The sequence below is a fragment of the Variovorax sp. IB41 genome (genome assembly GCF_016405905.1).
GTDB lineage: Bacteria > Pseudomonadota > Gammaproteobacteria > Burkholderiales > Burkholderiaceae_C > Variovorax.
This window is the reverse complement of the sequence record NZ_JAEFCB010000007.1, coordinates 241,532-254,895: the sequence shown is the minus strand read 5'-3', so window position 1 is coordinate 254,895 and position 13,364 is coordinate 241,532. Positions and strand designations below refer to the sequence as shown.

Annotated in this window: 16 protein-coding genes and 1 riboswitch; of the genes, 8 read left to right on the top strand and 8 right to left on the bottom strand. The window is 66.8% G+C overall.

Annotated elements, in window-relative coordinates:
* Window positions 1-8 precede the first annotated feature (8 nt).
* From JC881_RS15870 to JC881_RS15840, 7 genes are all read right to left on the bottom strand, one after another.
* Entirely contained in the window at window positions 9-1,637 is a 1,629-nt protein-coding gene (locus JC881_RS15870; protein WP_198786658.1) for a peptide chain release factor 3, read from the bottom strand.
* A 65-nt stretch (window positions 1,638-1,702) separates the two neighbouring features.
* On the bottom strand, window positions 1,703-2,305 hold the full coding sequence (locus JC881_RS15865; protein ID WP_198786657.1) for a GNAT family N-acetyltransferase: 603 nt from the start codon (window positions 2,303-2,305) through the stop codon (window positions 1,703-1,705).
* Window positions 2,302-3,375, bottom strand: a complete 1,074-nt coding sequence (locus JC881_RS15860; RefSeq protein ID WP_198786656.1) for an alpha/beta fold hydrolase — start codon at window positions 3,373-3,375, stop codon at window positions 2,302-2,304. Before JC881_RS15860 ends, JC881_RS15865 begins: the two co-directional genes overlap by 4 nt.
* Complete coding sequence (locus tag JC881_RS15855; protein ID WP_198786655.1) at window positions 3,372-3,809, bottom strand: hypothetical protein; 438 nt, start codon at window positions 3,807-3,809, stop codon at window positions 3,372-3,374. The genes JC881_RS15860 and JC881_RS15855 overlap by 4 nt, the downstream gene beginning before the upstream one ends.
* A 29-nt stretch (window positions 3,810-3,838) precedes the next feature.
* A complete protein-coding gene (locus tag JC881_RS15850) occupies window positions 3,839-4,756 on the bottom strand; it encodes an alpha/beta fold hydrolase (protein WP_198786654.1) in 918 nt (305 codons plus the stop codon).
* A gap of 18 nt (window positions 4,757-4,774) precedes the next feature.
* A complete protein-coding gene (gene phaP, locus JC881_RS15845; RefSeq protein ID WP_198786653.1) occupies window positions 4,775-5,278 on the bottom strand; it encodes a TIGR01841 family phasin in 504 nt (167 codons plus the stop codon).
* Between the two features lie 184 nt (window positions 5,279-5,462).
* On the bottom strand, window positions 5,463-6,098 hold the full coding sequence (locus JC881_RS15840) for a hypothetical protein (protein WP_198786652.1): 636 nt from the start codon (window positions 6,096-6,098) through the stop codon (window positions 5,463-5,465).
* Between the two features lie 129 nt (window positions 6,099-6,227).
* A riboswitch (S-adenosyl-L-homocysteine riboswitch) is annotated at window positions 6,228-6,297 on the top strand.
* 74 nt (window positions 6,298-6,371) lie between these two features.
* On the opposite strand from JC881_RS15840, the gene ahcY reads away from it, so the two are divergent.
* From ahcY to JC881_RS15820, 4 genes are all read left to right on the top strand, one after another.
* Window positions 6,372-7,811, top strand: a complete 1,440-nt coding sequence (gene ahcY / locus JC881_RS15835; protein WP_198786651.1) for an adenosylhomocysteinase — start codon at window positions 6,372-6,374, stop codon at window positions 7,809-7,811.
* Between the two features lie 6 nt (window positions 7,812-7,817).
* Window positions 7,818-8,609, top strand: a complete 792-nt coding sequence (locus JC881_RS15830; protein ID WP_198786650.1) for a TlyA family RNA methyltransferase — start codon at window positions 7,818-7,820, stop codon at window positions 8,607-8,609.
* A gap of 10 nt (window positions 8,610-8,619) precedes the next feature.
* Window positions 8,620-9,444: a methylenetetrahydrofolate reductase [NAD(P)H] gene (metF, locus tag JC881_RS15825; RefSeq protein ID WP_198786649.1), complete on the top strand. Its 825-nt coding sequence runs from the start codon at window positions 8,620-8,622 to the stop codon at window positions 9,442-9,444.
* Between the two features lie 83 nt (window positions 9,445-9,527).
* The gene (locus JC881_RS15820; protein ID WP_198786700.1) at window positions 9,528-10,154 is read left to right on the top strand and encodes a septal ring lytic transglycosylase RlpA family protein; all 627 of its coding nucleotides are present in this window, start codon (window positions 9,528-9,530) and stop codon (window positions 10,152-10,154) included.
* Between the two features lie 17 nt (window positions 10,155-10,171).
* On the opposite strand, the gene JC881_RS15815 is transcribed toward JC881_RS15820, so the two are convergent.
* Window positions 10,172-11,122, bottom strand: a complete 951-nt coding sequence (locus JC881_RS15815; protein WP_198786648.1) for a 23S rRNA (adenine(2030)-N(6))-methyltransferase RlmJ — start codon at window positions 11,120-11,122, stop codon at window positions 10,172-10,174.
* A gap of 130 nt (window positions 11,123-11,252) precedes the next feature.
* Here JC881_RS15815 and JC881_RS15810 point away from each other — a divergent pair, with 130 nt between their 5' ends.
* From JC881_RS15810 to erpA, 4 genes are all read left to right on the top strand, one after another.
* Complete coding sequence (locus JC881_RS15810) at window positions 11,253-11,738, top strand: hypothetical protein (protein WP_198786647.1); 486 nt, start codon at window positions 11,253-11,255, stop codon at window positions 11,736-11,738.
* Between the two features lie 219 nt (window positions 11,739-11,957).
* Window positions 11,958-12,389, top strand: a complete 432-nt coding sequence (gene rplM / locus JC881_RS15805; protein ID WP_013543664.1) for a 50S ribosomal protein L13 — start codon at window positions 11,958-11,960, stop codon at window positions 12,387-12,389.
* A gap of 12 nt (window positions 12,390-12,401) precedes the next feature.
* Window positions 12,402-12,794: a 30S ribosomal protein S9 gene (rpsI, locus tag JC881_RS15800; RefSeq protein WP_007827948.1), complete on the top strand. Its 393-nt coding sequence runs from the start codon at window positions 12,402-12,404 to the stop codon at window positions 12,792-12,794.
* A 181-nt stretch (window positions 12,795-12,975) separates the two neighbouring features.
* Window positions 12,976-13,341, top strand: coding sequence for an iron-sulfur cluster insertion protein ErpA (erpA, locus tag JC881_RS15795; protein ID WP_013543663.1), 366 nt, complete (start codon window positions 12,976-12,978; stop codon window positions 13,339-13,341).
* The last annotated feature ends 23 nt before the right edge of the window (window positions 13,342-13,364 follow it).

The following is a 13,364-nucleotide window of genomic DNA, read 5'->3' as shown; positions in this document are numbered from 1 at the left end:
CGCCGCGATCAACCGGCGCTCTGCAGTGCCAGCCCCGCATGCTCCCGCAGCGGATGGAAGTGGATCTTCGGAAACCGCTCCTGCGCCAGCCGCACGTCGTAGGGAGAGGTGCAGAGAAAGGCCAGCGTGTCGGCCGCATCCTTGGCCATGCGCACCGGGTAGGCGTTGACGAACTCGCGCAACTCGGCCGGCGTGTCGGCGGTGATCCAGCGCGCGCCCGTGTACTGGCAGCCTTCGAGCCGCACGTCGGCGTCGTACTCGGCCTTCAGGCGGTGCTGCACCACTTCGAACTGCAGCTGGCCGACCGCGCCCAGCAGCATCGGCCCGCCGACCTCGGGGCGGAACACCTGGATCGCGCCCTCTTCGCCGAGCTGCGCCAGGCCCTGCTGCAACTGCTTGGTGCGCAGCGGGTTCTTCAGGATCACCGTCATGAAGAGTTCCGGTGCGAAGAAGGGCAGGCCGGTGAACTGCAGGCTCGCGCCGTCGGTGATGGTGTCGCCCAACTGCACGCCGCCGTGCGTGGTGAAGCCCACGATGTCGCCCGCGTAGGCTTCCTCGACCGCTTCGCGGCGCTGGCTCATGAAGGTCACGACGCTGGTGGGGCGCAGTTCCTTGGCGGTGCGCTGCACCTTGAGCTTCATGCCCGGCGTGTACTTGCCCGAGGCCATGCGCACGAAGGCGATGCGGTCGCGGTGGTTGGCGTCCATGTTGGCCTGCACCTTGAAGACCACGCCCGCGAAGTCCTTGTCCTCGGGCTGGATCTCCTTCACCACCGGCTGGCGATTGACCATGGTGGTGCTGGTGCGCGACTGCGGCGAGGGCGCCAGGTCGACCAGCGCGTCGAGCACTTCCATCACGCCGAAGTTGTTCACGCCCGAGCCGAAGAACACGGGCGTCTGCTTGCCGGCGAGGAACGCCTCGCGGTCCCAGGTGGGCGAAGCGCCGGTGGCCAGCTCCATGCTGTCCATGGCGGAGTCGAAATCGGCGCCGAAGCGCTTGGTGAGCACGTCGCGTTCCGTGAGGGCGATCGTCTCGAAGTCGTGCGGCAGCCGTTCGCTGCCCGACTCGAACACCGTCATCGTCTGCGTGCGCAGGTTCATGATCCCGCGAAAGCTCTTGCCCTGGCCCACGGGCCAGGTCATCGGCACGCAGGGCATGCCGAGCTCGCGCTCCACTTCGTCCAGGATGTCCAATGGCTCGCGCACTTCGCGGTCCATCTTGTTGACGAAGGTGATGATGGGCGTGTCACGCTGGCGGCAGACCTCGATCAGCCGGCGCGTCTGCGCTTCCACGCCGTTGGCCGCGTCGATCACCATCAGCGCCGAGTCGACGGCGGTGAGCACGCGGTAGGTGTCTTCCGAGAAGTCCTTGTGGCCGGGCGTGTCGAGCAGGTTGATCACGTGGTCGCGGTACAGCATCTGCATGACCGACGAGGCCACCGAGATGCCGCGCTGCTTTTCGATTTCCATCCAGTCGGAGGTCGCATGGCGCGAGGCCTTGCGCGCCTTCACGGAGCCGGCGATCTGGATCGCGCCGGAGAAAAGCAGCAGCTTTTCGGTCAGCGTGGTCTTGCCGGCGTCAGGGTGGGAAATGATCGCGAAGGTGCGGCGGCGGCGGGTTTCGGAGACAAAAGACAAGGTGGGCAATCTGCGGGGGAATGCCGGGATTTTAGAAGGTGGCCCCGAAACGCCCGCACCGAACCCTAAAAAGCCTCCGTCACCCCATACGCCCGCATCTGCGCCTCGAACTGCGCCACGTCGTTGCTCAGCACCACGAGGTCGTGCGCCTGGCCCTGACGGTCCTTCACGTGCTTGCTCAAGAGCGCCTCGGGCCGAAAGCCCAGCGCCTGGAAGACGGCGATGGCGCCGCGCTGGTCGACCGTCATCTGCGCGACGATCTTTTCCTGCCCGCGCTCGACCGCCAGCGCACAGCCCTCCTGCGCGAGTTGCTGGCCGAGGCCGCTGCCGCGCAGCGCCGGCGCGACCAGCACGCGCAGCTCGGCCACGTGGTCCGACCAGGAATGCGGGTCGCGGATCACCGCCGCGCAGCCGAGCACCGTGCTGCCGCGCACCGCGAGCACGCTGTCGATGTCGCCGCGCTCGATGGCGCGGACCCACGCGCCCATCACCTTGGGCTCGGTGATGTCGCGGGGCAAAAAGAGCAGGTCGTGCGCGGGCAGCGCCTTCGCGAACGCGAGCACGGCGGGGGCGTCGTACGCGGTCATCAGGCGCAGCTCGATGTCGCCGTCGCCGTTCGGCACCATGCGCGGGTAGTTGCGGGAGGAAGAGGCCAAGGTGATGGTCATGTCGATCGCACTCCAAGCCAGTCGTCGAGTTTGGGCCACAGCCGGCGCACCGCGTTGGTGCCCGCGGCCAGGCTGACGTGGCCGCCCTTGAGGACGACCTCTTCCTTGTCGGCCGAGCCGATGTTCGCGATGAGCGGCTGGCCGGCCTCGTAGGGAACGATGTGGTCGTGCTGCGCAAGCGCGTGCAGCACCGGCACCTTGATGTTTTTCAGCAGCACCTTGCGCCCGCCGAGCACCAATTCGCCCTTGAAGAGCTTGTTGTCCCACATCAGCTCTTTCACCGTCTGGCGGAAGTACTCGCCGGCCAGCGGCAGCATCTCGGCGCCCCAGCGGTCGAACATGCGGTACGACTTCACGAACTCGTCGTTGGCCATGTTGTCCCACAGCTGCACCACGCCGGCGCCGCGGCCCGCGGGACGCAGCATGTCGAACGAGGCGAACAGCATCTCGGGCGGCACGTTGCCGATGGTGTCGATGAGCCGGTCGACGTCGAAATAGCGCCGGTCCGACCACGCATGGAAGAGCTTCATGCGGCTGAAGTCGATGGGCGTGGTGAAGAGCGCGAGGCTCTTCATCGGCCCGTCGGGGTGCAGCGCCGCGTACAGCGTGGAGAGCACGCCGCCCATGCAATAGCCGGCGATGGTGATGTCTTCCTCGCCCGAATCTTCCTGCACGCGGCGAATGGAATCGGGAATGAAGTCGAGCACGTAGTCCTCGATGCGCAGGCGCTTCTCGTCGGCGCGCGGCGCGTTCCAGTCCATCACGTAGACGTCGTAGCCTTTGAGGAGCAGGTACTCGACCATGCTCTGGCCGGGCGCGAGGTCGAAGATGTACGCGCGGTTGGTGGTGGCCATCACCATCAACACCGGCACGCGGTAGATCTCGTCGACCAGCGGGCGGTAGTGGTAAAGGCTCAGCGTGCCGCGGCGGTGGATCTCGTCCTTGGGCGTCTGGCCGACCGCGGGCGTGGCGGAGGTGAGGAAATCCAGGCCCTTGATGTTGCGCTGGATCGCGCGCTCGATCTCCGCGCCGATGTCCGGCAGAGCGAGTGCGTCGGCGATGGCGTTCATCGCGCGCTGCGCTTTCTTGCGGGGCGCTTCGGTGCGGGGGGCGGTGCCGGGGCTTTCGCGGCGGCGGCAGCTTGCGGCGGCTGTTTGGTGCGGCGCGGCTTGGGTGGCGCGGCCGTGGCCGCGGAGGTTGCAGGACCGCGCCCGCCCTCCATCGCGCGGCTGATGTTCGCCAGGTGATCGTCGATGCGCTGCAACTGTTCGCCCAGCGCCTGGATGTCGGCGCGCGTGGGCAGGTTGAGCAGCGTGAGGTAGCGCGCCATCAGGTCGCCCAGCCCCTTCTGCGCGGTGAGCGATGCGTTCATGCCGCCGTGCATGCCCTGGCGAAACGGGTCCGAGGCCATGGTCTCGTTGGCGAATTCGTTGGTGCTTTTTTCCCATTGGGCCGTGAACTCGCGCCACATGGCCATCGGGTCGAGGGGGGAGAACTTGTTCATGGACAGAGGCCCCGTCGTCTATCGGTCGGTCAATGGTCGCGGCGCTGCCCGGTGTGCGCGGCGATGGCGTCGATGATCTGCGGCCACATCGACACCGGCAGCGCGTGGCCCATGCGCGGAATGCGTAGCAGCTTCGCGCCCGCAATGGCATCGGCCACATCCACGCCGCAGGCCACCGGCACCAGCGGATCGGCATCGCCGTGGATCACCAGCGTGGGCACCTGCACGTCGCGCAGCGCGGGCTTGCGGTTGCCGGACGCGAAGATCGCCGCCAGCTGGCGCGCCACGCCGCCCGGGTTGAGCCCGCGCAGGAAAATGAGCTGCGCGCGCTCGGCGTCGCGCGCCTCGTCGAGCGGAAAGTCGGGGCCGCGCAGCACGTGCCAGACCTTCCTGTAATGCGGCAGGTAGGCATCGAAGGAGAGCGGCGTCGGCGAGAACAGCACCGCCATCGCCTCGGGCGTGGGCGGCGGCAGCGCCGGGTTGCCGGTGGTGGACATGATGCTGGTGAAGGAGCGCATGCGCTCGGGGTGATGGATGGCCAACTCCTGCCCGATGGCGCCGCCCATCGATGCGCCCACGAAGTGCGCGCGGTCGATGCCGAGCGCATCGAGCAGGCCGATGCAGTCGGCCGCCATGTCGCGCAGCGTGTAGGGCACCGCGAGCGGCTTGCCCGCCATGGCCTGCAGCATCAGCGCCTGGATGTCGGGAATGCCCAGGTGCGGCAGGTGCGTGGAATGGCCGATGTCGCGGTTGTCGAAACGGATCACGCGGTGCCCGCCGGCTTCGGCCAGGCGGGCGCAGAACGCGTCGTCCCAGGCGACCATCTGGGCGCCGAGGCCCATGATCAGGAGGAGCGGCGGCGCGTCGGGGGCGCCGAAGCTGTCCCACGCGATGTCGATGCCGTTGGCGAGCGTGCGGCGCTCGGTGCGGGGTGGGACGGCGGTCATCGCGCGAGCGCCTTGCGCTTACTTGCGCTGCAGCAGCTTGGTCACTTCGTCCACGTTGGACTGGATGCGCTGGCGCACCACGTCGAAGGCATCGGCCTGCGACTTGGCCGCGAGGTTGGCCAACTCCTTGATGTCGTCGATGGCGCGCTGGAACGATTGGCGGCCGAGCTCGTCGAGCTTGGCGAGGTTGGCCTTGGCGTCCTTGGCCGGCATTTCCTTGGCGGCCGTCTGCCATTCGGTGATGGCGCTCTTGATCATCTCGGTCTGCCGCTGCACCACGGTCTGCAGGCCCTGGTAGGACTTTTCGTTGGCCTGCATCAGCGCCTGCAAATCCTTGCGGCCGCTCTCGAGGAGCTTGCCCGCGCCGCCGGTCAAGTTCAGTTCCTGCAGGCGATCGGTCATGCCCTTGAGGTTCTTCAGCGGGTTGAGCATGTCGGCGGCGCTGGGAGCGGCCGTCTTGGCGCTGCTGCTGCTACTGCTGGCGGTGGTCTTCTTGGCGGCGGCTTTCTTGGCAGTGGCCATGGTGCGGTATCTCCTGTGTCGGGTGAACGGGTGAATGGCAAGGACCGGCCGGACGGCAAAAGTCCCTCGCCACGATACGCCGCACCGGCACGGCCAAGGTCCCCACGGCAACAAAAATGCCTGCGGGATTTCCCTTGGATATTGAATGCCTATGTCGCGAATGCCCGCGACTGTCTGCGAAGGCTTACATCGGCGGCGCGAAGCCGTTGCGCCCGGCCGTCACGCGCAACGCGGTGGGCGTGCCGTTCTTTTCCTGCGCATTGACCAGCACCTTGGCGCCGGGCACCAGGAGTGCATCGGTGCCGGGGCGGAAGGTCACGACGGGCACGTCGGGCGGCACGATGACGGTCTTCTCGCCGCCCTTGTAGGTCAGGCGCAGCTGCTGTCCGCCCTTCACCGATTTCGGCGCCGCGGCCAGGTCGGCGACGGTGGCGTTGGTCATGGTGCTCTGCGGCAGCAGGTCCCACGGGCGATGGCCTTCGCCGGTGCCGCGCGCGGCCTCGGGGAACACCACGACTTCGAGCGCCTTCTGCGAGCCGTCGGCCTGCGGCATGGCAGCGGTGCCGATGAAGCTGCCTTTCTTGATGTCGGCCAGCTTGATCTGGTAGACCTCCGACAGCTGCATGTCGGCCGGTCGCGCGAGGCTGACGACTTCGCCGCCGCGGTCCTGCACGACGAGGGTCTTGGCATCGACGCGGACGATGGTGCCGCGGATGCGGACTTGTTCGGAGGCCGCTTGCGCGGAGGCGATGACCGGGAGGGCCGCAGCGGCGAGAAGTGCGGCCGAGGCCAGCAGGGTCGAGGGGATTCTGGAGAACATGGGGGGTCTTGCGTCTTGCATCTTGGTGTTGGGGTGCGGATCAATGTACGCCTCGACAACGAAACGCGCTTCCCGTCATGTGGGATACCCCAGCGGTTGGCTCGGCCTGGCACCCCGTCTACAATCCGCCGTTCCGAGGAGCGTTGCAGCGCCATCAAGGCGTGAGGCTCGGACCACATCGCAACCACGCTCACCCGCTGTTCTCGCGGTGAGTCCTTTTTCCGTCAGACCCCCGTACGCAGTGGCATCTTTCAAACCAGTTTTGGAGTTCTCATGAGCGCTGTTCTCAAGCCCACCCCCGTTTTGACCGCCGACCAGGCGATTGCCGACCTGTCCCTCGCCGCCTGGGGCCGCAAGGAAATCCGCATTGCGGAAACCGAGATGCCCGGCCTGATGGCCATCCGTGAAGAGTTCTCGAAGGCGCAGCCGCTCAAGGGCGCGCGCATCACGGGCTCGCTGCACATGACCATCCAGACGGCCGTGCTGATCGAGACGCTGCAAGCCCTGGGCGCCACCGTGCGCTGGGCCTCGTGCAACATCTTCTCGACGCAGGACCACGCCGCCGCGGCCATCGCCGCTTCGGGCACGCCGGTGTTCGCGATCAAGGGCGAGTCGCTGGAAGACTACTGGGGCTACACCCACAGCATCTTCGACTTCGGCCCGAAGGACTCCAAGGGCGAAGGCCCGAACATGATTCTGGACGACGGCGGCGACGCGACGCTGCTGATGCACCTGGGCCAACGCGCCGAGAAGGACCTGGGCGTGCTGGCCAATCCGACCAGCGAAGAAGAACGCATCCTCTACGCCGCGATCAAGGCCAAGCTGGCCGTCGATTCGACCTGGTACACCCGCAAGTCCGCCGAGATCATCGGCGTGACCGAAGAGACCACCACCGGCGTGCACCGCCTGAACGAGATGAGCGCCAAGGGCACGCTGCTGTTCCGCGCCATCAACGTGAACGACTCGGTCACCAAGAGCAAGTTCGACAACCTGTACGGCTGCCGCGAATCGCTGGTGGACGGCATCAAGCGCGCGACCGACGTGATGATCGCCGGCAAGGTGGCCTGCGTGGCCGGCTACGGCGACGTGGGCAAGGGCTCGGCCCAGGCCCTGCGCGCCCTGAGCGCCCAGGTGTGGGTCACCGAAATCGACCCGATCAACGCCCTGCAGGCCGCGATGGAAGGCTACAAGGTCGTGACGATGGAATACGCCGCCGACAAGGCCGACATCTTCGTGACGACCACCGGCAACAAGGACGTCATCACGCACGACACGATGGCCAAGATGAAGGACCAGGCGATCGTCTGCAACATCGGCCACTTCGACAACGAGATCGACGTCGCCTCGATCGAGAAGTACGAGTGGGAAGAAATCAAGCCGCAGGTCGACCACATCACCTTCCCGGACGGCAAGAAGATCATCCTGCTGGCCAAGGGCCGCCTGGTGAACCTGGGCTGCGGCACGGGCCACCCGAGCTTCGTGATGTCGTCGTCGTTCGCCAACCAGACCATCGCGCAGATCGAGCTGTTCACCAAGCAGGACGCGTATCAGGCCGGCAAGGTCTACGTGCTGCCCAAGCACCTGGACGAGAAGGTCGCGCGCCTGCACCTGAAGAAGGTCGGCGCCATGCTGACCGAGTTGACGGACTCGCAAGCCGCCTACATCGGCGTGAGCAAGAACGGCCCGTACAAGCCGGACACGTACCGCTACTAAGCGTCCATGCGCGCTGATCAATTGCTGGTGGAACGCGGCCTCGCCGCGTCGCGTTCGCAGGCCGTGCGGCTGATCGCCGGCGGCATGCGCTGGCGTGATGCGGGCACGAGCGACGCATGGCGCTCGGTCGTCAAGAACAAGGACGAGGTGCCCGATTCCGCCGAGCTCGAGCTCGACGACGCGGCCGAGGCGCGCTACGTCTCGCGCGGCGGACTCAAGCTCGAAGGCGCGCTCACTGTGAGCGGTGTCGATCCCGCCGGCAAGCTGTGCCTCGATGTGGGCCAGTCGACCGGCGGCTTCACCGACTGCCTGCTGCAACGCGGCGCGACGAAGGTCGTGGGTGTCGATGTCGGCCACGGGCAGTTGCATGCGAAGTTGCGCGAGGACGAGCGCGTCGTCGCCATCGAAGGCGTCAATGCGCGGGCCTTGTCGCCGGACGATCTGCAAGACGAGGAGGGCGAAGCGCCGTCCGATCTGCGTTTCGACCTGATCGTGGGCGACCTGTCGTTCATTTCGCTCACGCTGGTGCTGCCAGCGGTGGTCGAATTCCTGGCCGACGACGGCCAGCTCCTGATGCTGATCAAGCCGCAGTTCGAACTGCAGCCCGGCCAGGTCGGCAAGGGCGGCATCGTGCGCGATGCGGCGATGTACGAGATCGTCGAGAAGCGCCTGCGCGATGCGTGCGCCGCACTCGAGCTGCGCGTGCTGCAGTGGTTCGACAGCCCGATCGCCGGTGGCGACGGCAACCGCGAGTTTTTCATTCACGCCGTGCGCGCGTCCGGCGCGAACGGCTCCTAAGGAGACGCAGGTGCGCCTTCCGCTGAGTTTCGAATTCTTCCCGACCAAGACGCCCGAAGGCGCGGTTAAGCTGCGCGCCGTGCGCCAGCAGCTGTACGTGCGCAAGCCCCAGTTCTGCTCGGTCACCTACGGTGCCGGCGGCTCCACGCACCAGGGCACCTTCGGTGCGGTGCAGGAGATCCTGGGCGAAGGCGTCGATGCCGCCAGCCATTTCTCGTGCATCGGTGCCACCAAGGCCACCGTGCGGGAGCAGCTGGCCGAACTCAAGGCCATGGGCGTCAAGCGCCTCGTGGCGCTGCGCGGCGACCTGCCGAGCGGCTATGGCATCGGCGGGGAATTCCACTACGCGAGCGATCTCGTGGCCTTCATCCGCGAGGAAACGGGCCGCGACTTCCATATCGAGGTGGCCTGCTATCCCGAAGTGCATCCGCAGGCCCGCTCGCCCGAGGCCGACCTGCAGGCCTTCGCCGCGAAGGTGAAGGCGGGCGCCGATTCGGCCATCACCCAGTATTTCTTCAGCCCCGAGGCCTACTTCCGCTTCGTCGACGACGTGCGCAAGCTCGGCATCGACACGCCGATCGTGCCGGGGATCATGCCCATCACGAGCTCGACGCAGCTCATGCGCTTCTCGGACGCCTGCGGCGCCGAGATCCCGCGCTGGATCCGGCTGCGCCTGCAGGGCTTCGGCGACGACACGGCCTCGATCAAGGCCTTCGGCCTGGACGTGGTGACCGACCTCTGCGCGCGCCTGCGTGACGGCGGCGCACCCGCGATCCACTTCTACACGATGAACCAGTCGGCGGCGACGCTGGCGATTCTGGAGCGCCTCGATTGAGAGGGCGCGCCGCAGGTTCGTCGCTGCGCGCGGGGCTTCGCCTCGCGATCGTCGCTGCCACCTGCGTGCTTGCGGGCTGCGCCATGCCGCCCGCCACCGAGGGCGGCACCGATCCGGGTGCGGCGGCGGGCTCGCGCCTGCGGCCGCTGTCGAAGGGGCTGGCGGTTCCGCCGGGCGCTTCGGCGCGCTCGGATGTGCCGTCGGTGCGCTATGACCTCGCGGTGTCCGGCACCGGCGAGTTGACGCCCGACGACGGCGTGCCCGGCGACGACGGCCCGCGCGATATCTTCGAGCGCGGCGGCGCGTCCTGGTACGGCATCCAGTTCCACCAGCGCAAGACCGCGAGCGGCGAGCGCTTCGACATGACGGCCCTGACGGCCGCCCACAAGACCCTGCCGTTCGGGACGCGCGTCTGCGTGCGCAGCCTGGTCAACGGCAGCGAGGTGCTGGTGCGCATCAACGACCGCGGCCCCTATGCGCAGGGCCGCGTCATCGACCTGAGCCGGGCCGCCGCCGACCGCATCGGGCTGATCGGCCTGGGCATCAAGCAGGTGGCGCTGTCGGTCGTCGGGCCCGGGGGCATGCGTTGCGGCGGTGTGCAGGCCGAGCCGGGCGAGGCCGCCGCGCCGGTGGCACCGGGCGCCGACCGTGCCAAGGCCGCGGTGCCGGCCCGGCGCAAGGTGATCGTGCCGCCGCGGCGGCACCGTTGAGGCGCTGAAAGGGCTGATCAGCCGCCGCTGTCGAGCGAGAAGGTCGCGTTGCGGTCCTGCGCCAGCTTCTCCGCCAGCTGCGGCAGCGCCGCGGCGAGCAGCGGCTTGAGCGTGTAGGGCGGGTTGATCAGGAACATGCCGCTGGCCGGGAGACCCGGACGCTTGGTCTCGCCGGTGGGCGTGGCCGTCAGCTTGCTCGACTTGACCGTCAGCGTGGCATGCAGCCACGGCTTGCCGGCCTTGGTCGCCATGGTCTTGAGCCGGCGCGGCAGGTCGTGCGCCTCGGGCCGCGGAATGATCGGATACCAGACGGCATACGTGCCCGTGGCGAAGCGCTTGAGCGCCTCGGCCGCGAAGTCGAGCACGCGGGCGTAGTCGCTCTTGATTTCGTAGCTGGGGTCCATCAGCACCAGCGCGCGGCGCGACGGCGGCGGCAGGAACTTGGTGGCGCTCCCGAAGCCGTCTTCGCGCAGCACGGCGATCTGCCGGCCGGCCTCCAGCTGGGCGATGTTGGCGTCCAGCGTGCGCGCGTCGGTGGGGTGCAGCTCGAACAGCTTGAGCTTGTCGTGGTCGCGCAGCAGGTGCTGCACGATGAACGGCGAGCCGGGGTAGACGCGGGCGCCGCCCTTGGGGTTGAAGTCGTGGATCACGCCGAGGTAGCGCGCGATCGCGTCGGCCAGCGGTGCCTCGGCTTCCGGGGCCGCTTTCTTGGCCGCCGATTTTGCGGCGGGCGCGGGTGCGGCGGGCTCTTTGGGAGGGGCCAGCAGACGCAGGATGCCGTCTGCCGCCTCGCCGCTGGTGTCGGCGTAGTCGCCATCGAGCCGATAGAGGCCCGCGCCGGCGTGGGTGTCGACGACCGTGAGTGCTGCTTCTTTTTCAAGCAGGTGGTCGAGCGTGGCAATCAGCACCGTGTGCTTGAGCACGTCGGCGTGGTTGCCGGCATGGAAGGCGTGGCGGTAACTGAACATGAGGGGATTCCGGATAGGTGGCAGATGTGCAACAGCCTATCAACAGAGGCTGCGGTAACATCAAATTACAAAACTAGAGGGAAACAGGATGAGTCCGTCGAACTGGAGATTTTGGGGCCTCGCGGCCACGATGGGGATTTTGTCGGTCCTGGGCGGCTGCGCCGCCGTCAGCCAGGGGCTCGATCAGCCGATGCGCGTGGACGTCCTGTCGCAGAAGGGCGAGCTCATTCCCGATGCGCGATGCCGGGCGGTCAACGACAAGGCCAAGGTGAGGATGCGCTCCGGCCGGGTCATCGGCGTGCGCCGCTCGCGGGCCGACCTCGTGATCCAGTGCGCCGTCGACGGGCAGGGCGTGGCCACCGGCCAGGCGATCTCGCGTCCCAACATCGGTTTCCTGGGTAATTTCGCCATCGCCGGTGGCGTGATCGGCGCTGCGGTGGACGACAGCGCCGGCACGGCCTACACGTACCCGACGTGGATCCAGATGGTCATCGGCGAAGAGCGTCTGTACGACCGCAGCGGGCACCGCGACGAAAGCCTGGACACCGGCACCCTGGTTCGCAAGATCGACACCGGGGTCGCCGTGGCCAGCCCGGTGGCCGCGCCGGCCCACTGAGCTGCAGCGCCCCCGCGCGAAGCCCGGCGACGGCGGAAATTGGCCAGATCGGCCGATTCTTCATATAATCGCGGGCTTCGCAGCGTTTTTGTAGCCCCGCGGCGAAGGCATTCAACCCGCTTGCGGGGCGAATGAAAACCCACCTAAGAGATTCCCATCAGAGGAACGCCGACCGTGGAAAAGGGCTCGCCAAACCCTCTTTTTTCAAGAGAAAAACTCATGACCAAAACGTTCAGCGCCAAGCCCGCTGACGTGACGCACGAGTGGTTTGTGATTGACGCGACCGACAAGGTCCTCGGACGAGTAGCCAGCGAAGTTGCTCTCCGTTTGCGCGGCAAACACAAGGCCATTTACACGCCTCACGTCGATACCGGTGACTTCATCGTCATCATCAACGCAGCACAACTGCGTGTCACCGGCGCCAAGTCGATCGACAAGGTGTACTACCGTCACTCGGGCTACCCGGGCGGCATCAGTGCCACCAACTTCCGCGACATGCAATCCAAGTTCCCGGGCCGTGCCCTGGAAAAGGCCGTCAAGGGCATGCTGCCCAAGGGCCCGCTGGGATACGCGATGATCAAGAAACTCAAGGTCTACGGTGGCGCAGAGCACCCGCATACCGCCCAACAGCCCAAAGTGCTGGAACTGTAAGGAGCCTTGAGAATGATTGGTGAATGGAACAATGGCACCGGCCGTCGCAAATCGAGCGTCGCCCGTGTGTTTCTGAAAAAAGGCACCGGCAAGATCACGGTCAACGGCAAGGACATCCAAGAGTTCTTCGGCCGCGAAACCTCGATCATGATTGCCAAGCAGCCCCTGGCGCTGACCAACAACCTCGAAGCTTTCGACGTGATGGTCAACGTGAACGGTGGCGGCGAATCGGGTCAAGCCGGCGCAACGCGCCACGGCATCACCCGCGCGCTGATTGACTACGACGCGACGCTCAAGCCCGTGCTGAGCCAAGCCGGCTTCGTAACGCGCGATGCGCGTGAAGTCGAACGTAAGAAGGTCGGTCTGCACTCCGCCCGTCGCCGCAAGCAGTTCAGCAAGCGCTGATCCTGTTCGTTGCGAACCAAAGCCGCCTTCGGGCGGCTTTTTCGTTGCCAGTACTTGGCGTGCGACGCATCCGACCCCACTTGCGTTGGGGTGCACGCCACAGTCAGCCTGCCGGAAATGCGGCATTGCAGTAGCATTCGTTCCATTGGCCGCATGTCCGGCCCCCCAAGGAGTTACCCCCATGAGCGCCGTAGCCGAAAACATCCAGACCCAGATGCCCGAGCCGATCGTCTTCACCGACAGCGCGGCAGCCAAGGTGGCCGACCTGATCGCCGAAGAAGGCAACCCCGAGCTGAAGCTGCGCGTGTTCGTGCAGGGCGGCGGTTGCTCCGGCTTCCAGTACGGTTTCACCTTCGATGAAATCACCAACGAAGACGACACCACCATGACCAAGAATGGCGTGTCGCTGCTGATCGATGCCATGAGCTACCAGTATCTGGTCGGCGCCGAGATCGACTACAAGGAAGACCTCCAGGGCGCCCAGTTCGTGATCAAGAACCCGAACGCCACCAGCACCTGCGGCTGCGGATCGAGCTTCTCGGCCTGATGCCTGGATGCCGCTGACAAGGC

Coding starts and splice junctions, on each gene's coding strand:
- JC881_RS15865 (WP_198786657.1), bottom strand. CDS start 2,305: ATGACCATCACCTTGGCCTCTTCCTCCCGCAACTACCCGCGCATGGTG.
- JC881_RS15860 (WP_198786656.1), bottom strand. CDS start 3,375: ATGAACGCCATCGCCGACGCACTCGCTCTGCCGGACATCGGCGCGGAG.
- JC881_RS15855 (WP_198786655.1), bottom strand. CDS start 3,809: ATGAACAAGTTCTCCCCCCTCGACCCGATGGCCATGTGGCGCGAGTTC.
- JC881_RS15850 (WP_198786654.1), bottom strand. CDS start 4,756: ATGACCGCCGTCCCACCCCGCACCGAGCGCCGCACGCTCGCCAACGGC.
- phaP (WP_198786653.1), bottom strand. CDS start 5,278: ATGGCCACTGCCAAGAAAGCCGCCGCCAAGAAGACCACCGCCAGCAGT.
- JC881_RS15840 (WP_198786652.1), bottom strand. CDS start 6,098: ATGTTCTCCAGAATCCCCTCGACCCTGCTGGCCTCGGCCGCACTTCTC.
- ahcY (WP_198786651.1), top strand. CDS start 6,372: ATGAGCGCTGTTCTCAAGCCCACCCCCGTTTTGACCGCCGACCAGGCG.
- JC881_RS15830 (WP_198786650.1), top strand. CDS start 7,818: ATGCGCGCTGATCAATTGCTGGTGGAACGCGGCCTCGCCGCGTCGCGT.
- JC881_RS15820 (WP_198786700.1), top strand. CDS start 9,528: ATGCCGCCCGCCACCGAGGGCGGCACCGATCCGGGTGCGGCGGCGGGC.
- JC881_RS15815 (WP_198786648.1), bottom strand. CDS start 11,122: ATGTTCAGTTACCGCCACGCCTTCCATGCCGGCAACCACGCCGACGTG.
- JC881_RS15810 (WP_198786647.1), top strand. CDS start 11,253: ATGGGGATTTTGTCGGTCCTGGGCGGCTGCGCCGCCGTCAGCCAGGGG.
- rplM (WP_013543664.1), top strand. CDS start 11,958: ATGACCAAAACGTTCAGCGCCAAGCCCGCTGACGTGACGCACGAGTGG.
- rpsI (WP_007827948.1), top strand. CDS start 12,402: ATGATTGGTGAATGGAACAATGGCACCGGCCGTCGCAAATCGAGCGTC.
- erpA (WP_013543663.1), top strand. CDS start 12,976: ATGAGCGCCGTAGCCGAAAACATCCAGACCCAGATGCCCGAGCCGATC.